The following is a 24,629-nucleotide window of genomic DNA, read 5'->3' as shown; positions in this document are numbered from 1 at the left end:
CGTCACCGGGAGAACGTTGGGTGGGATGGCTGGCGAAAAAACGCGATTACTGTCCGCCGGCCGGTTTACGCGGCGAACGGCGGCGGGCGGATTGCCCTTCCGGACGCTGCCCAGCCGGGCGCGAGGCGCCGTCACGACGCGGCTGATGGGGACGGTCACCCTGCGGACGTGATGCGCGCTCGCCTTGCGGGCGATCGCCCTGACGCGGCGCGCCGCCGCGACCACCACGCCCACCCTGACGGCCGTTCTGGATCGGTTCGGCTTTGATAGTCGGGTCCGGCTCATAGCCCGCAATCTCCATCCGCGGGATTTCCCGCTTCAGCAGACGCTCAATGTCGCGCAGCAGCTTGTGTTCATCGACGCACACCAGCGACAACGCCTCACCCGTCGACGCCGCACGACCGGTACGACCGATACGGTGCACGTAATCTTCCGGCACATTCGGCAGCTCGTAGTTCACCACATGCGGCAACTGGTCGATATCCAGCCCGCGGGCGGCGATATCGGTCGCCACCAGCACGCGAATGTCGCCGTCTTTGAAATTCGCCAGCGCCCGCGTACGCGCGCCCTGGCTCTTATTGCCGTGGATAGCGGCGGCGGTGATGCCGTCTTTATTCAGCTGTTCCGCCAGATGGTTAGCGCCGTGCTTAGTGCGGGTAAACACCAGCACCTGCCGCCAGTCGTGTTTGCCGATCAGGTGCGACAGCAGTTCGCGCTTGCGTTTCTTGTCCACAAAGTGCACGTGTTGGGTCACCAGCTCGGACGGGGTATTGCGGCGCACCACTTCCACCGACGCCGGATTGGTGAGCAGCTTTCCGGCCAGTTCCTTGATTTCGTCGGAAAAGGTGGCGGAAAACAGCAGATTCTGACGTTTGGGCGGCAGCTTCGCCAGCACCCGGCGGATATCGTGGATAAAGCCCATGTCCAGCATGCGATCGGCTTCATCCAGCACCAGAATTTCCACATGCGACAGGTCGACCGCGTTCTGGTGTTCCAGATCCAACAGACGGCCCGGCGTGGCGATCAGAATATCGACGCCGCCGCGCAGCTTCATCATCTGCGGGTTGATACTGACGCCGCCGAACACCACCAGCGAACGCAGACGCAGGTATTTGCTGTACGCCTGCACGTTTTCACCGATCTGCGCCGCCAGTTCGCGGGTCGGCGTCAGGATCAACGCACGCACCGGACGACGACCTTTGGCCTGCGACGGACGGTCGTTCAGCAGTTGCAGCAGCGGCAGGGTGAAACCGGCGGTTTTGCCGGTACCGGTCTGGGCGCTAGCCATCAGATCGCGCCCTTCCAGTACCACCGGGATCGCCTGACGCTGAACCGGCGTCGGCTCACGGTAGCCCTGTTCTTCTACCGCGCGCAAAATATCGGCACTCAGACCGAGAGATTCAAAAGACATAACGAGAACAACTCCAGATTCACCCTACCCGGCATCCGCCGGTGCAGTTTTCAGGGTGATGACAGATGGGTTCAGCAGCGCTGTCGGCGTACACGCCTCACAATGCTGACTCCAGATGAATGGGCACAAACTACGGTGCATGACTGCGCGCGATTGTAACAGAAAATCGCTTGTTTGAGGAATTTTTATCTGTCGATCACATTTTATCCTCTGCATTCTGCGCAAAATGGTTCTGCTCTTTATGGATATCAACCAGTTACTGATAAAAAAAACCGGTTTTCACCCCCGCAACGGCAACGTATACCCGTGCGGAATCAGCGCACCGCCGGCCGGAACACGGCAATCTGTTGCATGACGGATTATTCTTAATATACGTCGCCGTCAACGCGGGATTGGCAATAACGACATCGACGAACAAGAACAGGACGCAAAGTCATATCGGGAGCGCTATGAATAAGAAAACAGGGTTATGGCTGGTGCTGGCGCTGATTGCCGTCACCGCCGCCGGTTACGGCCTGATGCAGTACCGTAGCCAGCAGGATGCGCCGCTGACGCTGTACGGTAATGTAGATATCCGCAGCGTCAATCTGGGTTTTCGGGTGGGTGGACGACTGGCCGGCCTGAATGTGGATGAAGGGGATGCTATCCAGCCGGGTCAACTGCTGGCCCGGCTGGATAGCGCACCGCTGCAGAACGAACTACGGCAGGCGAAAGCCGGCGTCGCCAGCGCGCAGGCGCAACTGGCGCTGCTGCGGGAAGGCTACCGCAGCGAGGAAATCGCCCAGGTGCGTTCACAACTGGAACAAGCGCAGGCCGCCTACGATTACGCCAACAGCTTCTATCAGCGCCAGCTCGGCCTGTGGAAACAGCATACCCTCGCCGCCAACGCGCTGGAAGACGCCCGTTCCACCCGCAATCAAGCGCAGGCGACGTTGCAGGCGGCGCGGGAGAAACTGAACCAGTATCAACGCGGCAACCGCCCGCAGGAAATCGCCGCCGCCGAAGCGGCGCTGGCGCAGGCGCAGGCCACCGAAGCGCAGGCGCAGTTGAATCTGCAGGATACGCGCCTGTACGCGCCGTCTCCCGGCGTGATCCTGACCCGGGCCGTCGAAGCCGGCAGCATGCTGAGCGCCGGCAGCACCGTCTTTACCCTGTCGTTGACCCATCCGGTGTGGATTCGCGCCTACGTCAATGAAACGCAATTGGGGCGCGCCGCGCCCGGCCGCGAAGTGTGGATCTACACCGACGGACGCCCGAACCGCCCTTATCACGGCCGAATCGGCTTTGTGTCGCCGAGCGCCGAATTTACGCCGAAAAACGTTGAAACCACGGAGTTGCGCACCGATCTGGTGTACCGGCTGCGCATCATCGTCAGTGACCCGGACGACGCCCTGCGCCAGGGCATGCCGGTGACCCTCACGCTGGTGCAGGACAGATCGCGCCATGACCAGTGACCCGCCGCTGATCCGCCTCGATGCGCTGGAAAAACGCTTCGACGGCATGACGAAACCGGCGCTGGCGCAGCTGAGCGCCGAGATTCGCGCCGGCGCGGTCACCGGGCTGGTGGGGCCGGACGGTGCCGGCAAAACCACGCTGATGCGCATGCTGGCCGGATTGCTGACGCCCAGCGCGGGCGCCATTCGGGTGCTGGGGTTAGACCCTATCGCCGATGACCGCCAGTTGCACGCCCGGCTCGGTTACATGCCGCAGAAATTCGGCCTGTACGAAGACCTCACCGTGATGGAAAACCTGACGCTGTACGCCGACCTGCGCGGCATCACCGGCGACACCCGGCGCGCCACTTTCGAGCGGCTGTTGCAGTTTACCGACCTCACCCGCTTTACCACCCGGCTGGCGGGCAAACTCTCCGGCGGCATGAAGCAGAAGCTGGGGCTGGCCTGTACCCTGCTGGGGCAGCCCGGCGTACTGCTGCTGGATGAACCCGGCGTCGGCGTCGACCCAATCTCCCGCCGCGAACTATGGCGGATGGTGCATGAGCTGGCGGACGACGGCATGCTGATTCTGTGGAGCACCTCCTATCTGGACGAGGCGGAACAGTGCCGCGACGTGCTGTTGCTCAACGAAGGCGAATTGCTCTACCGGGGCGCGCCCGCCGACCTGACGCAACGGATGGCGGGCCGCTGCCTGCTGCTCGACCAGCCGGGCAGCAATCACCGTCGTCTGCTGCAACAGGCGTTGCGTCAGCCGCAGGTGAGCGACGGCGTGATTCAGGGGCTCTACGTGCGACTGATTCTGAAACCGCGGGCGGATCGCGCCACACTGCTGCACACCCTCGGCCTGTCGCCGGACAGCGCGCAGGACACCGCGCCGCGTTTTGAAGACGCGTTCATCGACTTATTGGGCGGCGGGCCGAGCGCTACCTCATCACTGGCGGCTATTCTGCCGCAGTTGGACACCCACCGCGGGGAAACGGTGATCGAGGCACGTAACCTGACCAAAAAATTCGGCGATTTCGCCGCCACCGACCGGGTGAATTTTCAGGTGCGCCGTGGTGAAATCTTCGGTCTGCTGGGGCCGAACGGCGCCGGCAAATCCACCACCTTTCGTATGATGTGCGGCCTGCTGACGCCGACCGAAGGTCAGGCGCTGGTGCTGGATATGGACCTCAAAACCCGCTCCGGCCGGGCGCGGCAGCACCTCGGCTACATGGCGCAAAAATTTTCGCTGTACGGCAACCTGACCGTGGAACAGAACTTGCGCTTTTTCTCCGGCGTTTACGGCCTGCGCGGCCAGCATCAACAGGAGAAGGTGGACAGCATGGCGCAGGCGTTCAACTTTCATCCCATCTTCCAGCAAACGCCGGACGCGCTGCCGCTCGGCTTCCGCCAGCGGCTGGCGCTGGCCTGCGCGCTGATGCACGAACCGGACATCCTGTTCCTTGACGAACCCACCTCCGGCGTCGACCCGTTTACCCGCCGCGAGTTCTGGCAGCACATCAACGGCATGGTGGACAAAGGCGTGACGGTGATGGTCACCACCCATTTTATGGACGAAGCCGAATATTGCGACCGCATCGGACTGGTGTACCGCGGCCGGCTTATCGCCAGCGGCACGCCGGATGACCTGAAGCGTCAGGCCGCCAGCGACAGTGCGCCGGAGCCGACCATGGAACAGGCGTTCATCACGCTGGTGCAAGCCTATGATCAGGAGGCGGGCCATGTCACTGCGCATTGACGATAACCGTTTTTCCTGGCGGCGCTTACGCGCGCTGTGCCTGAAGGAAACCCGCCAGATCCTGCGCGACCCCAGCAGCGCGCTGATCGCCTTTGTCATTCCGCTGTTGCTGCTGTTCATCTTCGGCTACGGCATCAACCTCGACTCCAGCCGCCTGAACGTCGGCGTGCTGATGGAACAACACAGCGCCGAGGCCGACAGCCTGGCGCGCGCCTTTACCGGATCGTCCTTTCTGGCCGTTACCCTCAGCGATAATCGCCCGGCGCTGATCGCACGGATGCAGGCCGGGCAGATTCGCGGTCTGGTCGTCATCCCGGCCGATTTCGCCGAACGGCTGGCGCGCCCGCAGGATCGCGCGCCGATTCAGGTCATCACCGACGGCAGCGAGCCGAATACCGCGCAATTCGTACAGGGCTACGCACAGGGAGTGTGGCAACTCTGGCAGCAGCAGTACGCACAAGACCACGGCGGCCGCTATCAACCGTTGATTGAGGTGCAGACCCGCTACTGGTTCAACGCCGCCGCCATCAGCCGGCACTTCATCATTCCCGGCGCCATTACCATCATCATGACGGTGATCGGCGCCATTCTGACCTCGCTGGTGATCGCCCGCGAATGGGAGCGCGGCACCATGGAAGCGCTGCTTTCAACGCAGGTCACCCGCGCCGAACTGCTGCTCACCAAATTGCTCCCCTATTACGTGCTGGGGATGATCGCCATGGCCCTGTGCGTGGTGGTAGCGGTGTTTGTGCTGGGGGTGCCTTATCGCGGTTCGCTGTGGCTGCTGTTCGGCCTGAGCAGCCTGTTTCTCGCCAGTACGCTGGGGATGGGGTTGCTGATTTCCACCCTAACCCGCAATCAGTTCAACGCGGCGATGGTGGCGCTCAACGCCGCCTTTCTGCCGGCGGTGATGCTGTCCGGGTTTATTTTCGAAATCCACAGTATGCCGATACCGGTGCAGGCGGTGTCGTACCTGATCCCCGCCCGCTATTTCGTCAGCACGCTGCAAACCCTGTTTCTGGCCGGGAATATCGGCAGCGTGTTGCTGATGAACCTGCTGTTTTTGATGACGTCCGCGGTATTTTTTATCGGCCTGACCGCCTGGAAAACCCGTCGTCGGCTGGATTAGGTGCGCGAATTCATCAACCGGATCGTGCTGGATGTTTATCAGCACGCTGATGAGGGAAAGAGTATGTGGTATCGCCTGTGGACGCTGATCCGCAAAGAGCTTCAGTCATTGCTGCGCGAGCCGCAGACGCGCGCCATTCTGGTGTTGCCGGTGCTGCTGCAGGTGCTGCTGTTCCCATTTGCCGCCACGCTGGACGTCACCGACGCCACGCTCGCCATTTACAGCGAAGACAACGGCCCGGCTTCGGTGGAGCTGACGCAGCGTTTCGCCAGCGCCAGCGCTTTTTCGCGGGTCATAACCCTACACAGCCCGCAGGAAATTGCGCCCACGATTGATAACCAGCGGGCGCTGCTGCTGGTGCGTTTCCCGCCCGATTTCTCTCGCCAGCTGGTGAGCGGCACGCCGACCAGCCTCCAGCTTCTGCTCGACGGACGCCACTCCAACAGCGCCCAGATCGCCGCCCGCTACGTCCAACAGATCGTGCAGAATTATCAGCAGGAGCAGTTGAACGACCCGACGCTGACGCACCAGAGCGAACTGGTGATTCGCCACTGGTACAACCCGAACCTGGACTACAAATGGTTTGTGGTGCCGTCGCTGGTGGCGCTGATTACCACCATTGGCGTGTTGATCGTCACCGCGCTGTCGGTGGCGCGCGAGCGGGAACAGGGCACGCTGGAACAACTGCTGGTTTCGCCGCTGTCCACCGGACAGATCTTCGTCGGCAAGGCGGTCCCGGCGCTGATCGTCGCCACCGTTCAGGCCAGCATCGTGCTGGCGGCCGGCATCCTCGCTTATCGCATCCCGTTTTCCGGCTCGCTGCTGCTGTTCTACCTCTGCATACTGGTTTACGGGTTATCGCTGGTGGGATTTGGGCTGCTGATTTCCGCGCTCTGTTCCACCCAGCAACAGGCGTTCATCGGCGTATTCGTCTTCGTGATGCCCGCCATTCTGCTGTCCGGCTATGTGTCGCCCGTCGAGAATATGCCGCTATGGCTGCAACAGCTCACCTGGGCTAACCCGGTGCGCCATTTCACCGATATCACCAAACAGATATATCTGAAAAACGCCAGCCTGGCCGTGGTCTGGCGCGGGGTGTGGCCGCTGTTGGTGATCACCGCCACCACCGGCAGCGCCGCCTACGCGCTGTTCCGGCGCAAGATCGGCTAGGTTTGCGCGCACGGGCGGCGCACAGCGTCAACGACGCGTCGCCAAACACTGACTACACTGATTATTCAGCTACTTGGGAACGAGGGAAAACAATGGATACCGTCTCGCAACCGTCATTGGGGTTTTCTTTCACCGTGCTGACCATCAATACCCATAAGGGGTTCAGCGCACTGAACCGCCGTTTTATCCTGCCGGAACTGCGCGATGCCGTACGTTCGGTTTCCGCCGATATCGTCTGCCTGCAAGAAGTGTTGGGCCGCCACTCTACCCATCCCTTACAGGTGGAACACTGGCCGGATACTTCGCACTACGAATTTCTGGCGGAAACCATGTGGAACGATTACGCCTACGGGCGCAACGCGATTTACCCGGAGGGCGATCACGGCAACGCGGTGCTGTCGCGCTTTCCGATTTTCAGCTATCGCAATCTGGACGTATCGGTATCCGAAAGAGCCAAACGCGGCATCCTGCATTGCGTACTGAAAGTCCCCAACCGGGATTTGCATATCCACGTAGTATGCGTACACATGGGGCTCACCGCTTCGCACCGGCGGCAGCAAATGACATTATTGTGCGACCTGCTGGCGACGCTACCCGCCGAAGCGCCCTTGATTGTCGCCGGGGATTTCAATGACTGGCAGATGAAGGCCAGCGCCCTGCTGAAACGCAGCGCCGGTCTGGAAGAGGTATTCAGCCAGCACTTCGGCAAACCGGCGCGGACCTTTCCGGCCCGCTTTCCGCTGTTGTGCCTCGATCGCATCTACGTGCGCAACGCCCGGACCAGCGTCCCCAGGTTGCTGCCGCCTAAACCCTGGTCGCATCTGTCCGATCATGCGCCGCTGGCGGTGGAGATTCACTTGTGAAAACCGAATGGCGCGACGGCAACCAGATTGAACTGCTGGTGAATGGCGACGAATTCTACCCCAGCGTGTTTGACGCCATCCGTCAGGCCCGCAATCGGGTGGTGCTGGAGACCTTTATCTGGTTTGAAGACAAGGTCGGCTATGCGCTGCGGGAGGCGCTGATCGCGGCGGCGCGGCGCGGCGTCAACGTGGACGCCACCGCCGACGGCTACGGCTCGCACGACCTGTCGCCCGACTTTCTGGCACCGATGATCGAAGCCGGGGTACGTTTTCATTTTTACGATCCCCGACGCCGCTTGTTCGGCCTGATGCGCACCAATCTGTTCCGGCGGTTACACCGTAAGATCGTGGTGGTAGACGGCCACACCGCCTGGATAGGCGGCATCAACTATTCCGCCGACCACCTGAGCGACTACGGCCCGGAAGCCAAGCAGGATTACGCCGTTAAGGTGCGCGGCCCGGTGGTGGACGACATCTACCGTTTTGCGCTGGCGGCGCTGGCCCACGATGAGGAACCGCGCATCTGGTGGCGACGACGCTTTCGCCGCGCCGTGCGCAACACTCACCCCGGCAACGCCCAGGCACTGTTTGTCTGGCGCGACAACGGCCTGCACCGCCGCGACATCGAACGCCAATACCTGCTGATGCTGCGGCGAGCCAAACGTGAAGTGGTGATCGCCAATGCCTATTTTTTCCCCGGCTATCGCTTACTGCGGGCGATGCGTAAGGCCGCGCGGCGGGATGTGCGGGTACGGCTGATCATTCAGGGGCAACCGGACATGCCGATCGTCCTGATAGGTGCGCGATTGCTCTACCCCTGGCTGGTGAAAGCCGGGGTGGATATTTATGAATACCGCCGCCAGCCGCTGCACGGCAAGGTCGCGTTGCAGGATGAATACTGGACCACCGTCGGTTCCAGCAACCTGGACCCGCTCAGTCTGGCGCTCAACCTCGAAGCCAACCTGTTCATCAATGACCGAAACTTCAACCAGCAACTGCGGGACAACCTGCACCAGCTGATTCGCGAAGACTGCGTGCGGGTTGACCCCACACAACTGCCAAAGCGCTCATACTGGCAGGTGATCAAAAGTATGGTGGTGTTCCATTTCCTGAAACGTTTCCCGTCGATAGTCGGCTGGTTGCCGGCGCACAGCCCGCATCTGACTCGGGTGGGACAGGTGGATAACAACGACAGAAAATAACAAACCTCAAGGCTGTAGACAAACAGCCGGGTTGTTTTGTGAATGATGGTTATTGACCAACAAGTGGATGATTTCGTGCGGGATAAACCGTGTAGTTTCTCTACCATTTCATCGCACGCACGACAAGGAGAGGCTCAAACGCCGCCTCTCCTTGACCACTGGCTAAGGGCTAAACTGTGCCGCTGGCGCGGTGCCTTCGGCAATCGCCTTCGCTGTTCGGGCCGCCCGTGACGCGCTCCCGACGCGACACGGGCTTTCGCGGCGTCCATGCCGCTCACCCGGCGAAGTCGCTTACCTCAGCACAGTTTTTAACGCCGGAAAAACCATTACCTCTAACCAAGCGGTTTTGCCAGTAATATGAAAACGGAGCCAGTTGGCTCCGTTTTCACTTATTTATCAACATCAACAGCCTCAACGACGGCTACCGAACAGGCGCAGCAGCATCAGGAACAGGTTGATGAAATCAAGATACAGGGTCAGCGCGCCCATGATCGAATACTTGCGGAAATTATCCCGGTCATCGACCGACAGCTCTTCGCCGATGTTTTTCAGTTTCTGCGTGTCATACGCGGTCAGGCCGACAAACACCAGCACCCCGATGTAGGTGATGGCACGCTGCAACCCTTCGCTTTTCAGCCAGAAGTTCACCAGCGTCGCCAGCAGGATACCAATCAGCGCCATGAACAGCATGCTGCCCATGCCGGTCAGGTCGCGTTTGGTGACATAGCCGTACAGGCTCATGGCGCCGAACATGCCGGCGGTAATCACAAAGGTGCTGGCGATGGATTCGCCGGAGTAGACGATGAAAATGCTGGACAACGTCAGGCCGGTCAACGCCGAGTAGAGCATAAACAGCGTGGTGGCGACGCCACCGCTCAGACGGTGCACCATGCCGGACAGCACAAACACCAGCCCCAGTTGGGCGATCACCAACCCAAAGAAGGTGATCTTGCTGGAGAACACCATCTGCAACACCGCCGGGGTGTTGGCGGCATACCAGGCAACAAACGCGGTCAGCAACAGACCGCAGGTCATCCAGCCATAGACCTGCGCCATATAGGTTTGCAGACCGGTGGAGGCCTGCTGAACGATGGAACCGTTAGAACGTGGAAATCGATCCATGATGCAACCTTTGCATTTGAGTGAAACAGAACGGGCTTACGCCCACCTGATTTCAGCTTAACACAAAACGACGCGTGCGACGGATAACGCTTCCTCAACGAAAACGGCGATTTATTGAGGCCAGGCCCCTACGTAGCGCGGTGATGTCACAGTGAAAGAGGTCGCCGCCGCTAATCCAGTCGATGCGCCCGCCCGGCTACCGTCAAGTTGACGCCGCAACCGACCACGATGTCTTCCCGGCTGACGCTTTTTAGTTCGATCACCTGCGCGCTATTCGTCATCCGCAGACGCAGCGTGGACACAAATCCGGCGAATTCGATGTTTGCCACCACCGCCTGCGGCGGCGCCGATGGCTCGGCCAGCGTGACCTGAATCTGCTCCGGGCGCAGCATGATACGCACCGTCCCGGCGGACTGATTATCGTCAACCGCGATGTCGCCCAGCGCGCACGCGGCGCGTCCCTCTTTTAGCTGCGCCGACAGCACCAGCGTGTCGCCAAGAAACGCGGCGGCGGCTTCGTCCACCGGGCGCAGATACAGCGACTGCGGCGATCCCACCTGCACCAGCCTCCCCTGTCGCATCACCGCCACCTGATCGGCAAACGACAGCGCCTCGGCCTGATCGTGGGTCACCAGAATCGACGCCACGCCCGCCTCCGCCAGCAGGGCGGACACCGCCTGACGGGTGGCGGCGCGCAGGCCGGTATCCAGCGCCGAGAAGGGTTCATCCAGCAGCATCAACGTCGGACGCTGAGACAACGCGCGCGCCAGCGCCACCCGCTGCTGCTGACCGCCGGACAGTTCATGCGGCCACAGTGACGCCAGCCGCGAGTCCAGCGACACCATCTCCATCAGTTCATCAATACGCCGCTGTTTGTCGTGTTTGCTGCCGTCAAGCCCGAAACCGATGTTCTGCGCCACGGTAAAGTGAGGAAACAGCGCGCCGTCCTGCGGTACAAAGCCAATGCCGCGCTGGTGCGCCGGCACCCACTGGCGCGCATCCGCCACCACGCGCGTTTGCAGCCGCACGCTGCCGCTATCCGGCGCCTCGAAACCGGCAATGATACGCAGCAACGTTGTCTTGCCGGACCCGGAGGGGCCGACAATCGCGGTACGGCTGCCCGGCGCAACCTGCAAGTCGATGCCGTCCAACACCGTGACGGCATTGAAAGATTTGCCGATGCCATAAAGTTCAAGCGTATTCATAAACCTGCCGTACGTTTCGATTGAGAATAGAGCAACCAGGTCAGTGGGAGCGACAGCACCACCATAATCAGCGCGTAGGGCGCGGCCGCCATATAATCGATTTCACTGGTTAACGCCCAGAAGCCGGTCGCCAGTGTGCGGGTGCCGTTCGGCGCCAGCAACAGCGTGGCGGTTAATTCGTTGGTGACGGCGAGAAACACCATCGCCGCCCCGGCCGCTGCGCCCGGCGCCGCCAGCCGCAGCGTGATACGCCACAGCGCCTGTCCGGGCGAACACCCCAGGCTGCGCGCGACGTTTTCCAGTTCCACCGGCGCCTGCGCGATGCCGGCGCGCAGGTTAATCAGCGCGCGCGGCATAAACATCAGTACATAGGCCAGCAGCAGGGTAAATTCGGTCTGATACAGCGGCCGCAGGGTATGAATGGTGACGGTGACCAGCGCCAGCGCCACCACGATGCCCGGCAGCGCGCTGGTGACATAGTTGCAGCCTTCCAGCAGGCGATACAGCCGCGACGGATGGCGCACCGACAGCCAGGACATCGGAAACGCGCACAGCGTCACCAGCGCCGCGCCACTGGCGCCCAACCACAGCGTCTGGCGCAGCGCTGGCCACAGCTCGTTATTGCGCCATACTTCCAGACCGCCGAGCCACAGCCAGCGGGCGAGCGTCATCAGCGGTACGCCCAGCGCCAGCACGGTTAACGCCAGCGGCAACAAAGCGCACACCAGCGCCGCCGGCGACGACAGCCGCCAGGGCGTCTGGCTTCGGGCGCTGCCGGAACCGACGCGGGCATAACGCGCGCGTCCGCGGGTCAGCGCTTCCAGCAACAACAGCCCCAGACAGCACAACACCAGCACGCCTGCCAGCATGTTTGCCGCCAGGCCGTTAAAGGTAGACTGGAACTGTTCGAAAATCGCGGTGGTGAAGGTATCGAAGCGAATCATAGCGTACAGCCCGTATTCCGCCAGCAGATGCAACGCAATCAGCAGCGAACCGCCCCATACCGCTAACCGCAGTTGCGGCAGCACCACACGAAAAAAGACGCGCCAGGGTCTGGCGCCCAGCGAGGTCGCCACATCTTCCAGGCTGGGATCAAGCCGACGCAGCACCGCCGCCGCCGGCAGATAAATAAACGGGAAATAGGCGAGAACCGACAGGAACACGCCCGCCGCCAGACCATGCATGCCGGGCAACAGGCTAATCCAGGCGTAACTTTGAACAAAGGCCGGCACCGCCAGCGGCGCGGTCAACAACAGCGACCACGCGCGACGGCCCGGCAATGTGGTGCGCTCGGTCAGCCAGGCCAGCGCCCACCCCGAGCAGCGTGCAGAGCGGTAGCGTCACCGCCACCAGCAATACGGTATTAAGCAGCAGTTCCCCGACCCGCGGCCGGAACACCAGCGCTTTTATCGTATCCCAGTCGGTTTCGAGGGTGATGCCCACCACGAAACCCAGCGGCAACAACGCCAGCAACGACAACAGCAAGGCCACCAACGCCATGCCGCCGCCGGCTATCCGGTATGGCCGCGCCCCTGGTCGCGCCGGGTGGGTCACACCGACGCCGGCGACTTTCCATTCCACATCGGCCATATGGCTTATTGTACTCCCGCCTTGCACTGACGCATTACAGCAGGCCTGCTTCGGTCATCAGTTCAACCACTTTCTTGCCGTTGAGTTTGGCAGCATCGACTTTCGGCGACTGCAGGTCTTTCAGCGGCACCAGTTTCGGGTTGGATTCGGCATTCACGCCCACCGCGTATTCAAAGGCGGTGTTGGTGCGCAGCACGTCCTGGCCTTTCTTGCCGGTGATCCACTTGATGAAAGCCTGAGCCTGTTGTTTATGCTTGCTGGATGCCAACACGCCGCCGCCGGAGATGCTGACGAACGCGCCCGGATCCTGATGTTTGAAGTAGTACAGGCGGATATTTTTGCTGTTTTCGCCGGTCTTAGCGCCGTCGACAAACGGGTAGTAGTGGTAAATAACGCCGCTGTCGATCTGACCGGCGTTCACTGCTTTCATCACCGTGCTGTTGCCTTTATAGGCGGTGAAGTTGGTTTTCATCGCCTTCAGCCATTCCAGCGTCGCTTTTTCGCCTTTCAGCTCCAGCATCGCGCTGACGATCGCCTGGAAGTCGGCGCCGGACGGAGACGCTGCCCAGCGGCCTTTCCATTCCGGTTTGGCCAGATCCATCAGAGACTTCGGCAGTTGCGCTTCGGTCAGTTTTTCCGGGTTGTAAACAAACACCGTCGAGCGGGCGGCGATGCCGATCCAACGACCGTGGGACGGACGATACTGCGGCGCCACCTGCTCCAGCGTACCGGCATCCAGCGGCGCGAACAGGTTGGCGTTATCCACCAGCACCATTGACGGTGAGTTTTCGGTCAGGAATACGTCGGCCGGCGAGGAATTGCCTTCCTGCACCAGTTGGTTGCCCAATTCGCTGTCGCCGCCATTACGCAGCGTGACTTTGATGCCGGTGTCCTGAGTAAAACCGTCTACCCAGGATTTCACCAGGTTTTCGTGTTGCGCGTTGTAAATCACAAGACCTTCATCCTCCGCCTGCGCGCCGAAGGAGAATCCCATCATCAGGGAAGACGCCAGCAGGGTGGCGGGGAACAGGGAAGCAATACGCCGTTTCATACCATTATCCTTTTCACTGTATGGCAATTAACTGTATGACAATAAAAGCGAATCAGGCGGAACATAACCGCTGGCTCATTATCGTTGCACTAAAATGGAAATAAAAATGATTCTTATTAATTATTCCCTTAACATTATTCTAATGCAAAATTTATAATTTACTGCTTTTTATCGCTTTTTTTTAGCCGGTGAAATTATTCCGTCACGAATCATACAGCGGCGGCAATCAATCCGCCGTCTCTGCCATTACCAGCGTTCTGCGGCCTGCCGATCGCTATCGCGGGCGTCCACCCAACGGTCGCCATCCGACGTCGCTTCCCGTTTCCAGAACGGCGCACGCGTTTTGAGGTAATCCATGATGAATTGCGCCGCATCGAACGATGCATGGCGGTGGGCGCCGCTGACGCCGACAAACACGATCTCGTCGCCGGGATAGAGCGCGCCGACACGGTGGATCAGGCTCACACGCTGAATCGGCCAGCGCTGCCGCGCCGCGTCGACAATCTCGGTCAGCGCCTTTTCCGTCATACCCGGATAATGTTCCAGCGTCAGCGCGCTGACGTGCTCGCCCAGATTGTGATTACGGACTTTGCCGGTGAACGTCACCACCGCACCGTCCGCATCGCTCGCCGCCAGCCAGGCGTACTCGTCGCCCACGCTGAACGGCGCTTCCCCTACCCGAATGCGCGTCTCCATATTCAGCCTCCGGTCACCGGCGGGAAAAACGCCACTTCATCGCCATCGCTCAGCGGGTGCGACATCGCCACCAGCGTCTGATTCACCGCCGCCAGCAACTTGCCGTCTTCCAGCGCCAGCGCCCAGCGGTCACCCTGCGCGCACAATGCCTGTCGCAACGACGCCACGTCCCGGTATTCCGCCGCCAGCGAGAGCCGGTCGGTGCCGGTCAGTTCCCGCACCTGCGCAAAAAACAACACGGTAATCATGATGCCTCCGCCCTGAAGTCGCCGGATTTGCCGCCGCTTTTCGCCAGCAGCCGCACCGGGCCGATCACCATATCTTTCTGCACCGCTTTGCACATATCGTAAATGGTCAGCGCCGCCACCGAGGCCGCGGTCAATGCTTCCATTTCCACACCGGTCTTGCCGGTCAGCCGGCACAGGGATTCAATCCGCACCCGGTTGTGCTCCGGCTGGGCTTCCAGCTCCACCGCCACTTTGCTCAGCAACAGCGGATGGCACAGCGGGATCAGTTCCCAGGTGCGCTTGGCGGCCTGGATGCCGGCGATACGCGCGGTGGCGAAGACATCGCCCTTGTGGTGCCGCCCGTCGATGATCATGGCTAGAGTTTGCGGCGCCATTTCCACAAAGGCTTCGGCGCGCGCTTCGCGCACCGTGTCCGCCTTGTCGGAAACATCCACCATCGCCGCTTCACCGGCTGCGTTAATGTGGGTCAGTTGTGACATAACAGCTTACTTTTTCAAATGGGGATAGAGGTTACAGGGTTTCTGGCGCGCATCCAGTTGCTCGCGGATAATGCGTTCCCAGGCGGTGTGACAGGCTTTGGTCGACCCCGGCACGCCGAAAATCGCCGTCTGGTTAGCCAGCCCGGCAATGGCGCGGGACTGAATGGTAGCGGTGCCGATCTCTTCGTACGACACCATGCGGAACAGTTCGCCGAATCCGTCGATCTCCCGGTCGAACAGCACCCGGACGGCCTCCGGCACCAGGTCGCCCGGCGTAAAGCCGGTGCCGCCATTGATCAGGATAACCTGTACGTCGTCGCTGGCTACCCAGGCGGAAACCTGCGCGCGGATCTGGTACAGGTTTTCGCCGACAATCGTGCTGCCGGCCAGATGATGCCCGTCATGTTGCAACGCTTCACGCAGATAATCGCCGGACGTATCGTCGGCGGCGGTGCGGCGTGACGACACCGTCATCACCGCCACGCGCAGAGGAATAAATTCGCTGCTGACCTTGCTCATAAACACTCCTTAACGCTATTGCGCGGCCTGTTCAGCCGCCGATAAAGGACAGATTCGGGGTAATGCCGCTGTTGCCGTCGTGCAGGAAATGCGACTGCCGTTTGCTGCTCAGGCCGCCGGAAATACGCAGCTTCAGCGCCTCCTGCTGGTCGTCATCCGTCAGCAAATCGCGCAGCGGGATGCCCTGCTCGCCAAACAGGCACAGGTGCAGATTGCCGATGGCCGATACCCGCAGCCGATTGCAGCTCTGACAAAAGTCTTTCTCATACGGCATGATCAACCCCACCTCACCCTGATAATCCGGGTGCGAGAACACCTGCGCCGGGCCGTCGCTGCGCGCTCGCTCCTGTTGTTGCCAGCCTTGCTGCAACAGACGCTCGCGGATCACCTGACCGGACACATGGTGACGGCGGAACATCTCCCGCCCGTCGCCGGTTTCCATCAGTTCAATAAAGCGCAGTTGGATCGGCCGGGTGCGGATCCAGTCGAGAAAGGTGTGCAGGCTGCTGTCGTTGATATCGCGCATCAGTACGGTATTGACTTTCACCCGTCGAAATCCGTTGGCGAAAGCGGCATCGATGCCGTCCATCACCTGACGAAATTTGTCCTGCCCGGTAATGGCGTGAAACTGACGAGGATCCAGGCTGTCGACGCTGACGTTAAGCGCCGTCAGCCCGGCTTCGCGCCAGCTTGCCACATCCCGTGCCAGCCGGTAACCGTTGGTGGTCACCGCCAGCGTGCGGATCGCCGGGTTTTCGCGGATAGCGGCAATAATGTCGACAAAATCCCGGCGCAAAGACGGCTCGCCGCCAGTCAGGCGTACCTTTTCGGTGCCCAGATCGGCAAATGCCCGGCCGACGCGGCGGATTTCATCCAGCGACAGAAAACGATGGGGCGTCGCACCATTCGGCTGGTAGCCGTCCGGCAGACAATAGGTACAGCGGAAATTACAGACGTCCGTTATCGACAGGCGCAAATAATAAAACTTGCGCGCAAACGCATCGGTCAGTTGACTCACCATAAACACCTTTCCAAATACGGGAGATGCGGGCATTTCTACCCTGCACCCTGGTGACCATCGGCCACGGCCAGGGAACCTTATCCTCGCTTGCGCGCGAACTTAGGCTCCGGGGCTAGGAGTTTGATTTCCCGGCGTGGTTTCACCGACGCCGAACAACCGTGATTGCTTCATGAAGTCTATCGCCAAATCAGGTTATCCGTCACTGAAAATGCGGTATATAAACCTGTATATAGCGGATTTCATTCACTATTTTGGCGCTCAGCATAGCGGAAATCCACTCAGCTTTCCTGACCTGGGTCATAGGATGACGCTTATCCCCTACCCCTCTGGAGGTAAGGCATACGAAATGAACCGGTTTACCCGGTTAAAGGAATATGCCCGCCGGACAACCGGCGGGCGTCGGATGCGGATAAAAATTGCGGATACAAAAGACAGCGGATAATCAGTGCGTTTTCAGCCCGGCGGCGGTCATCAGCAGGCGAAACAGCGTGGCGACCACACCCAGCGCCAGCACGCTGGCGCTCCATAACACCGCCATCCATACCAGTCGCCGCCACAGCGGTTGAACCGGCTTTTGCGAGGTCGCCATGTTTATGCCATCGCCCTTAAAAGCCGCTCTGACGGCAAAAGGTTTCATCAGTGATACCCCTCATCCGGCCGGACTTTTCCCCGGAAGACGTAGTAGCTCCAGAAGGTATAACCGAGGATCACCGGAATGATCAGCAACGCGCCGACCAGCATGAACCCCTGACTCTGCGCCGGCGCGGCGGCGTCCCACAGCGTCAGCGACGGCGGAATGATCATCGGCCACAGGCTGATGCCAAGCCCGGTGAAGCCTAAGAAAATCAGCGCCAGCGTCAGCAGGAACGGCGAATAATGCGCGTGACGGCGCACGCCGCGTATTATTCCCGCCGCACAGGCCGCCACCAGTAGCGGCACCGGCAGGAACCAGAACAGGTTAGGCAGTGAAAACCAGCGCTGTTTGATCGCCGGATGCGCCAGCGGGGTCCACAGACTGATCACCACGATCACCGTCAGCAACGCCACCACCAGCGACGGCGCCAGCGCGGACATGCGGCAATGCAGCTCCTGCCCGGTTTTCATGATAAGCCAGGTACACCCCAGCAACGCATACGCCACCACCAGCCCGACGCCGCAGAACAGCGAAAACGGCGTCAACCAGCCCAATACCGGGCCGGAGAAATGGCGATCGGTCACCTCAAAGCCGTTGAGCACCGCGCCGACGGTAACGCCCTGAAAGAAGGTGGCGACCAGCGAACCCCACATAAAAGCCTGATCCCAGAACGGACGGTGCGATGGCGTCGCCTTGAAGCGAAACTCAAACGCGACGCCGCGAAAAATCAGCCCAACCAGCATCAGCGTCAGCGGAATGGTCAACGCATCCACAATCACCGCGTAGGCCAGCGGGAACGCGCCAAACAACCCGGCACCGCCCAGCACCAGCCAGGTTTCGTTGCCATCCCACACCGGCGCGACGGTATTGACCATCAGGTCCCGGTCGGCGGCATGGCGATGAAACGGAAACAAAATACCGATGCCCAGATCAAAGCCGTCCATCACGATGTACATCAGCGTGGCGAAGATGATGATGGCGAACCAGATAACAGAAAGTTCGATACCCACGTTATTTCCCCTCTTCCAGCGTTTCCGCTACCGCGGACAGCGGCCGCGCCGGTGTGGATTGCTGCCCCGGCCCGCCGCCAGGCACGGCATCGCCTTCTCCCGCTTGCGGTCCTTTCTTAATCAGCCGCACCAGATAGACATAACCGACGCCGAATACCGACAGATACACCGCGATAAACAGCAGCAGACTGATGCTCATTTGCAGATCGCCGTGCGCCGATACCGCGTCGCGGGTGCGCTGTAAACCGTAAACCACCCACGGCTGGCGCCCCACCTCGGTGGTAAACCACCCCGCCAGAATGGCGATCAGCCCCGACGGTCCCATCAGCAGGGTGAACCACAAAAACGGCCGCGACTGATACAACCGGCGGCGCCAGCGCAGCCACAGACCGATAACGCCCAGCAGGATCATCAGCATTCCCAGCCCGACCATGATACGAAACGACCAGAACACCACCGTCGAATTAGGCCGCTCTTCTTTCGGGAAGTTTTTCAATGCCGGCACCTGCTGGTCCAGGCGGTGGGTCAGGATCAGGCTGCCCAGATAAGGGATTTCCAACGCATAGCGGGTGGTTTCCTGTTCCATATCCGGCCAGCCAAACAAAATCAGCGGCGTCGGCTCGCCGGGCGGGTTATCCCAGTGCCCTTCAATCGCCGCGATCTTGGCCGGCTGGTATTTCAGCGTATTCAGACCGTGCATGTCTCCCAGCATCGCCTGAACCGGCGCAACGATTAACGCCATCCAGAGCGCCATCGACAGCATTTTGCGAATCGCCGGCGTGTCGTTGTTGCGCAGCAGATGCCAGGCGGCGGACGCGCCGACAAAAAAAGCGCTGGCAAGAAACGCCGCCGTCGCCATGTGCATCAGACGGTATGGGAAAGATGGGTTGAAGATCACTGCCAGCCAGTCCACCGGCACCACCACGCCATTATGGATTTCGTGGCCCTGCGGGGTCTGCATCCAGCTGTTGGAAGCGAGGATCCAGAAGGTGGAAATGATGGTGCCCAGCGCCACCATGCAGGTGGCGAAGAAGTGCAACCCCGGCCCGACCCGCTGCCAGCCAAACAGCATGACGCCGAGAAAACCGGCCTCCAGAAAAAAGGCGGTCAGCACCTCATAGGTCAGCAACGGGCCGGTGATACTGCCGGCAAACTGGGAAAACCCGCTCCAGTTGGTGCCAAACTGGTAGGCCATCACCAGGCCGGACACCACGCCCATGCCAAAGTTAACGGCAAAGATTTTCGACCAGAAATGATAGAGATCGCGGTAGTCGCGGTTTTTGGTTTTTAGCCATAGTCCTTCCAGCACCGCCAGAAAACTGGCCAGCCCGATGGTGATGGCGGGAAAAATGATATGGAAGGATACCGTGAACGCAAACTGGATCCTTGCCAGATGAAATGCATCGAGTCCGAACATGTCTTACCTCTGGACTGCAAACAGCCCTGCTATCGATTTACTTATCGGCCGGGCGCAGGCCGAGATGGGGAATATCGCCGACGCGCGCCGAACAAAACAGCGCCTGCCGTACTCACGCCGGCGGCGGAATACAACCGGCAGGGATCTTAAAATGGGCGGGAATAAATGGACATAAACAGTCTGTATTATTTAGACCATAACAGTGTGATTCATCTGTGCGTATTTTTTATTTACCACGGCCAAATCTGCAGAGAATAAATATAAATGTAATTAAAAAACAAAAAGATAAAAAATATCCTTAAAAATATAACAGCATACTTTATTACACTCTTTATAAGACCATCATATTTTAAAAAATCTGCTTTCCTGTTATTGACGATTATCGGTTACTCACTGATTTCCACTGAAAAGCGCCTCTGCGGCTACCCGCTTTCTGGTTAGCCGACAGGCATTTGCTGCACCGTCAAACGTCGCTTTTTCGCGACAGAGTGTATGACCTGTAACCATCCAGCGATGGTGCGCTGAAAATTTCTGTCGGCGCTGATGCTGCTTCAATGAAAGATGTGCTATATATCCGCTACTTTTTACGGCAGATAACCGAAAGATAAGGGTATTTATGGGGAATCGCACATTGGCGGAGCTGGATCGTGTTGTGGCGCTGGGCGGCGGCCACGGATTGGGGCGCGTCATGTCGTCGCTCTCCTTTCTGGGATCGCGGCTGACCGGCATCGTCACCACGACCGACAATGGCGGCTCCACCGGGCGCATTCGCCGTTCGGAAGGCGGCATTGCCTGGGGCGACACCCGCAACTGCCTGAACCAGTTGATCACCGCCCCCAGCGTGGCGTCGGCGATGTTCGAATACCGCTTCAGCGGCAACGGCGAACTGTCCGGTCACAATCTCGGCAATCTGATGCTTAAGGCGATGGATCACCTCAGCGTGCGTCCGCTGGAAGCCATCAACCTGATACGCAACCTGCTCAAGGTGGACGCGCTGCTGATCCCGATGTCGGAGCAACCGGTGGACCTGCTGGCGATTGATACACTGGGCAATCCAGTGTACGGCGAAGTGGCGGTGGACCAGCTCGCCACCCTGCCGCAGGATCTGATGCTCTACCCGGCCGCCCCCGCCACACAGGAAGCGCTGACGGCCATTGCCGAGGCGGACCTGATCCTGATCGGCCCCGGCAGCTTTCTCACCAGCCTGATGCCGCCTTTACTGCTCGCCGATCTGGCGCAATCGCTGCATGACGCCCGCGCGCCGGTGGTGTACATCGGGAATCTGGGGGATGAACAAAGTCAGATCGCCACCCGTCTGACGCTGGCGCAGAAGTTGCAGCTCATCGAGAGCAAAATTGACCGGCGCATCATTGACGCCGTGGTCGTCGCACCCCGAACGGACACCCGCGGGGTGGACGACCGCCTGATTATCCAACAGCCGCTGGGAGCGCAGGACGTGCCGCACCACCACGATCGCGTGCTGTTGCGCGCGGCGCTGGAACAGGCGGCACAGTCGCTGGGGCTTTGTCCTGTCTGAGGTTCAGTCTCTGAGCCACGGCGTATGGGTCACGCCCAGCAGCAGGCCCTCCGGGCTGAGGAAACGGGTGACCGTCTGCCCCCAGGGTTCCAGCCGATTATCCACCAGCAGCGGATAGCCTTGCTGTTTGATCGCCTCTGTGGCGGCGGCGATATCCGCCACCTCCAGTTCCATCCAGCCCTGCGGCGTCGGGTACGCCGGCGGCCAGTCATCACTGCCGAAACAGGACTGGCTGGCCTGCGCCAGCGGCCATAGGGCGAAATGCTTCACGCCGCCCAGCTCGTCGCTGGTGAGGTAGTCTTCATTACCCGCCATCGGTTTCAGCGGCAGGTTCAACATCGTCTGATAGAACGTCTGGCTGGCCGCAACGGACACCGTTATCGGGCCAAAACCAGCCACGAACAGCACGTCTACGCCAGGAATCGGATTTTTCATCACTCAGTCTCTCTATGTGTATAGGCTGTGTATAGGCTCCGCCTCTGTGTATACGCCCAGCACCGCCATACCGCCGGCCGGCAACGCCGGTAATCATCAGGACGCGGCGATAAACTGTTCGCGCAGCGCGTGAATCTCGTCGCGCAGACGAGCGGCTTCCTCGAATTCCAGATTCTGCGCATGGGCCAGCATCTGACTTTCCAGCTCGCGGATTTTTTGATCCAGCGCTTTCGGCGACAGTTGTTGGTAATGGGCTGCCGGTTCGGCTGCTTTCTTGCCGCGCCCTTTACCCCGGCCGTTGGCCGACTGACCAATCTGCAGGATGTCGCCAATCTTTTTATTGAGGCCCTGCGGCACGATGCCGTGTTGCTCGTTGTACGCCTGCTGTTTCTCGCGGCGGCGCTGGGTTTCATTCATGGCGCGCTCCATCGACGGCGTAATCTTGTCGGCATACAAAATCGCCTTGCCGTTGAGGTTACGCGCCGCCCGGCCGATGGTCTGAATCAGCGAGCGTTCCGAACGCAGGAACCCCTCTTTGTCGGCATCCAGAATCGCCACCAGCGATACTTCCGGCATGTCCAGACCTTCACGCAGCAGGTTGATGCCCACCAGTACGTCGAACTCGCCCAGACGCAAATCGCGGATGATCTCCACCCGCTCCACGGTATCAATATCGGAGTGCAGGTAACGCACCCGCTCGCCGTGCTCTTCCAGATACTCGGTCAGGTCCTCCGCCATCCGCTTGGTCAGGGTGGTGACCAGCACGCGCTCGTTGATAACGGCGCGTTTGCGGATTTCCGACAGCAAATCATCCACCTGAGTGGTTACCGGGCGCACTTCCAGCTCCGGGTCCAGCAGGCCGGTCGGCCGCACCACCTGATCGATCACCTCGCCGCCGGATTTTTCCAGTTCGTAATTGCCCGGCGTCGCCGATACATAGATCGCCTGCGGCGCCAGCGCTTCGAACTCCTCGAATTTCATCGGCCGGTTGTCCAGCGCCGACGGCAGACGAAAGCCGTACTCCACCAGCGTTTCCTTGCGCGCGCGGTCACCGCGGTACATGCCGCCCAGTTGCGGAATGGTGACGTGGGATTCGTCGATCACCAGCAGACCGTCGGCCGGCAGATAGTCGAACAGCGTCGGCGGCGGTTCGCCCGGCCCGCGGCCGGACAGAAAGCGGGAGTAGTTTTCAATGCCGGAGCAGTAACCCAGCTCATTCATCATTTCCAGATCGAAGGTGGTGCGCTGCGCCAGCCGCTGTTCCTCCAGCAACTTATTGCTGGCCAGCAGCACCTGACGGCGCTCCGCCAGCTCGACCTTGATCTCCTCCATCGCCTGCAGGATGCGTTCGCGCGGCGTGACATAGTGAGTTTTGGGGTAGATGGTGTAGCGCGGCACCGTCTGCACAATATGCCCGGTGAGCGGGTCGAACAGCGACAGCCGTTCCACTTCTTCGTCGAACAGCTCCACCCGCAGGGCGATGTCTTCGGATTCCGCCGGAAAAATATCGATGATCTCGCCGCGCACACGAAAGGTGCCGCGCGAAAACGCCTGGTCGTTGCGGGCGTACTGCAACTCCGCCAGCCGCCGCAGGATGGCGCGCTGGTCGATCAACATGCCCTGCGTCAGATGCAGCATCATCTTCAGATACAGGTCCGGATCGCCCAGACCGTAAATGGCGGACACCGACGCCACCACCACCACGTCGCGCCGTTCCAGCAGCGCCTTGGTGGCGGACAACCGCATCTGTTCGATGTGTTCGTTGACCGAGGCGTCCTTCTCGATGAAGGTGTCCGAACTCGGCACATAGGCTTCGGGCTGGTAGTAGTCGTAGTAAGAAACGAAATACTCCACCGCATTCTCCGGAAAAAACGCTTTCATTTCGCCATACAGCTGCGCCGCCAGCGTCTTGTTGGGCGCCAGCACCATGGTCGGCCGGTTAAGGTCGGCGATCACATTGGCGATGGTGAACGTTTTACCGGACCCCGTGACCCCCAATAGCGTCTGATGCGCCAGCCCGTCTTCCAGCCCTTCTTCCAGGCGGCGTATCGCCTCGGGCTGATCGCCGGCGGGTTTGAAATCAGAATGCAGTTTGAACGCTTTACTCATGGATAAGACACTCGGATAAAAAACGGTTGGAATCACGCAACGGACATCAGCGGGTTAGGCCAGCGTCGTCGGCAGGGAGAGACACAAGCTAGTATGAAATCCCCGGTCAGATTTGCCAGTTACATATTACTGGATATAAAAACAGCATCAAGCAATTCTTAACCATTGACAGCACAACGATAGCGTCCTGGTTGACTAGCACAGAGTGATGTTGCTAATCCAGTAAAAAATGACGCATTTATCCCCAGAAATGCAGTTTCTCAAATTATCTGCTACGACCAGTGCCGGTGATTTATTCAAACGGCTCTCGTTGCAACAAAAGTGACTTGCTTTTAATTAATTATTTGATTTTAAATGATTTTATAAAAAAGCGGAGATTAGCATCAAACCAGGCGCAACCCGCGCCGGCTCTTGGCTGGCGCGTTTTTTCTAACCCTAATACACACAGTTATCCACAGAAATGGTGGATAACTCCCACAAGCGCCCGCGCCTCCTGTATTGGCGTCTTTCACCGTCTTTACCCGCCACGACAGCGCAAGGCGCTTTTAAACAAGATTTCCGTGTTTGACCCGGCGATCATTATAAA

At 60.0% G+C, this 24,629-nt stretch carries 21 protein-coding genes, 1 pseudogene and 1 riboswitch; of the genes and pseudogenes, 7 read left to right on the top strand and 15 right to left on the bottom strand.

What is annotated here, in order from left to right:
• Nucleotides 1-46 precede the first annotated feature (46 nt).
• Complete coding sequence (rhlE, locus tag DDA898_RS08975; RefSeq protein WP_038910985.1) at nt 47-1,411, bottom strand: ATP-dependent RNA helicase RhlE; 1,365 nt, start codon at nt 1,409-1,411, stop codon at nt 47-49.
• A gap of 449 nt (nt 1,412-1,860) precedes the next feature.
• On the opposite strand from rhlE, the gene hlyD reads away from it, so the two are divergent.
• The 6 genes from hlyD to clsB all read left to right on the top strand — a co-directional run bounded on the left by hlyD (nt 1,861) and on the right by clsB (nt 8,970).
• Nucleotides 1,861-2,865 (top strand): secretion protein HlyD, encoded by a 1,005-nt coding sequence (gene hlyD / locus DDA898_RS08970; RefSeq protein WP_038910984.1) that lies wholly within the window; start codon nt 1,861-1,863, stop codon nt 2,863-2,865.
• Nucleotides 2,855-4,606, top strand: a complete 1,752-nt coding sequence (locus DDA898_RS08965) for an ATP-binding cassette domain-containing protein (RefSeq protein WP_038910983.1) — start codon at nt 2,855-2,857, stop codon at nt 4,604-4,606. The genes hlyD and DDA898_RS08965 overlap by 11 nt, the downstream gene beginning before the upstream one ends.
• Nucleotides 4,590-5,735: an ABC transporter permease gene (locus tag DDA898_RS08960; RefSeq protein WP_038910982.1), complete on the top strand. Its 1,146-nt coding sequence runs from the start codon at nt 4,590-4,592 to the stop codon at nt 5,733-5,735. Before DDA898_RS08965 ends, DDA898_RS08960 begins: the two co-directional genes overlap by 17 nt.
• A gap of 63 nt (nt 5,736-5,798) precedes the next feature.
• The gene (locus DDA898_RS08955; protein WP_013317491.1) at nt 5,799-6,905 is read left to right on the top strand and encodes an ABC transporter permease; all 1,107 of its coding nucleotides are present in this window, start codon (nt 5,799-5,801) and stop codon (nt 6,903-6,905) included.
• Nucleotides 6,906-6,997: 92 nt separating this feature from the next.
• Nucleotides 6,998-7,768, top strand: coding sequence for an endonuclease/exonuclease/phosphatase family protein (locus DDA898_RS08950; protein WP_038900965.1), 771 nt, complete (start codon nt 6,998-7,000; stop codon nt 7,766-7,768).
• On the top strand, nt 7,765-8,970 hold the full coding sequence (gene clsB / locus DDA898_RS08945; protein ID WP_038910981.1) for a cardiolipin synthase ClsB: 1,206 nt from the start codon (nt 7,765-7,767) through the stop codon (nt 8,968-8,970). The genes DDA898_RS08950 and clsB overlap by 4 nt, the downstream gene beginning before the upstream one ends.
• A gap of 411 nt (nt 8,971-9,381) precedes the next feature.
• Here clsB and DDA898_RS08940 read toward each other — a convergent pair whose 3' ends face one another.
• From DDA898_RS08940 to DDA898_RS08880, 12 genes and pseudogenes are all read right to left on the bottom strand, one after another.
• Nucleotides 9,382-10,092, bottom strand: a complete 711-nt coding sequence (locus tag DDA898_RS08940) for a Bax inhibitor-1/YccA family protein (RefSeq protein ID WP_038910980.1) — start codon at nt 10,090-10,092, stop codon at nt 9,382-9,384.
• Nucleotides 10,093-10,262: 170 nt separating this feature from the next.
• Entirely contained in the window at nt 10,263-11,297 is a 1,035-nt protein-coding gene (locus DDA898_RS08935; RefSeq protein ID WP_038910979.1) for an ABC transporter ATP-binding protein, read from the bottom strand.
• Nucleotides 11,294-12,797 (bottom strand): annotated as a pseudogene (locus tag DDA898_RS08930) (ABC transporter permease). The gene DDA898_RS08935 and the pseudogene DDA898_RS08930 overlap by 4 nt, the downstream one beginning before the upstream one ends.
• A 124-nt stretch (nt 12,798-12,921) precedes the next feature.
• Nucleotides 12,922-13,938: an iron ABC transporter substrate-binding protein gene (locus tag DDA898_RS08925; RefSeq protein WP_013317485.1), complete on the bottom strand. Its 1,017-nt coding sequence runs from the start codon at nt 13,936-13,938 to the stop codon at nt 12,922-12,924.
• Nucleotides 13,939-14,184: 246 nt separating this feature from the next.
• Nucleotides 14,185-14,634: a molybdopterin synthase catalytic subunit MoaE gene (gene moaE / locus DDA898_RS08920; RefSeq protein WP_038910978.1), complete on the bottom strand. Its 450-nt coding sequence runs from the start codon at nt 14,632-14,634 to the stop codon at nt 14,185-14,187.
• Between the two features lie 2 nt (nt 14,635-14,636).
• The gene (gene moaD / locus DDA898_RS08915; RefSeq protein ID WP_038910977.1) at nt 14,637-14,882 is read right to left on the bottom strand and encodes a molybdopterin synthase sulfur carrier subunit; all 246 of its coding nucleotides are present in this window, start codon (nt 14,880-14,882) and stop codon (nt 14,637-14,639) included.
• Nucleotides 14,879-15,361: a cyclic pyranopterin monophosphate synthase MoaC gene (gene moaC, locus DDA898_RS08910; RefSeq protein ID WP_013317482.1), complete on the bottom strand. Its 483-nt coding sequence runs from the start codon at nt 15,359-15,361 to the stop codon at nt 14,879-14,881. Before moaC ends, moaD begins: the two co-directional genes overlap by 4 nt.
• Before the next feature lie 6 nt (nt 15,362-15,367).
• Complete coding sequence (gene moaB / locus DDA898_RS08905) at nt 15,368-15,880, bottom strand: molybdenum cofactor biosynthesis protein B (protein WP_038910976.1); 513 nt, start codon at nt 15,878-15,880, stop codon at nt 15,368-15,370.
• Between the two features lie 31 nt (nt 15,881-15,911).
• Nucleotides 15,912-16,901 carry a GTP 3',8-cyclase MoaA gene (gene moaA / locus DDA898_RS08900; protein WP_013317480.1) on the bottom strand — a complete coding sequence of 330 codons (990 nt, stop codon included), beginning with the start codon at nt 16,899-16,901 and terminating at the stop codon, nt 15,912-15,914.
• Nucleotides 16,889-17,032: riboswitch (molybdenum cofactor riboswitch) on the bottom strand. (Overlaps the previous gene by 13 nt.)
• Nucleotides 17,033-17,343: 311 nt before the next feature.
• A complete protein-coding gene (locus tag DDA898_RS08890) occupies nt 17,344-17,490 on the bottom strand; it encodes a DUF2474 domain-containing protein (protein ID WP_071604595.1) in 147 nt (48 codons plus the stop codon).
• Between the two features lie 47 nt (nt 17,491-17,537).
• Nucleotides 17,538-18,545, bottom strand: a complete 1,008-nt coding sequence (gene cydB / locus DDA898_RS08885) for a cytochrome d ubiquinol oxidase subunit II (RefSeq protein WP_038910974.1) — start codon at nt 18,543-18,545, stop codon at nt 17,538-17,540.
• A 1-nt stretch (nt 18,546) separates the two neighbouring features.
• Nucleotides 18,547-19,962 carry a cytochrome ubiquinol oxidase subunit I gene (locus DDA898_RS08880; protein ID WP_038910973.1) on the bottom strand — a complete coding sequence of 472 codons (1,416 nt, stop codon included), beginning with the start codon at nt 19,960-19,962 and terminating at the stop codon, nt 18,547-18,549.
• A gap of 616 nt (nt 19,963-20,578) precedes the next feature.
• On the opposite strand from DDA898_RS08880, the gene DDA898_RS08875 reads away from it, so the two are divergent.
• Entirely contained in the window at nt 20,579-21,499 is a 921-nt protein-coding gene (locus tag DDA898_RS08875) for a gluconeogenesis factor YvcK family protein (protein ID WP_013317473.1), read from the top strand.
• A gap of 3 nt (nt 21,500-21,502) precedes the next feature.
• Here DDA898_RS08875 and DDA898_RS08870 read toward each other — a convergent pair whose 3' ends face one another.
• Both DDA898_RS08870 and uvrB read right to left on the bottom strand, forming a co-directional pair.
• Nucleotides 21,503-21,934 carry a VOC family protein gene (locus DDA898_RS08870; RefSeq protein WP_038900954.1) on the bottom strand — a complete coding sequence of 144 codons (432 nt, stop codon included), beginning with the start codon at nt 21,932-21,934 and terminating at the stop codon, nt 21,503-21,505.
• A gap of 96 nt (nt 21,935-22,030) precedes the next feature.
• Complete coding sequence (gene uvrB, locus DDA898_RS08865) at nt 22,031-24,043, bottom strand: excinuclease ABC subunit UvrB (protein WP_038910972.1); 2,013 nt, start codon at nt 24,041-24,043, stop codon at nt 22,031-22,033.
• Between the last annotated feature and the right edge of the window lie 586 nt (nt 24,044-24,629).

The sequence above is a fragment of the Dickeya dadantii NCPPB 898 genome, from assembly GCF_000406145.1.
Lineage (GTDB): Bacteria > Pseudomonadota > Gammaproteobacteria > Enterobacterales > Enterobacteriaceae > Dickeya > Dickeya dadantii.
The sequence above is the reverse complement of the archived record's forward strand: the minus strand, read 5'-3'. Positions and strand labels throughout refer to the sequence as shown.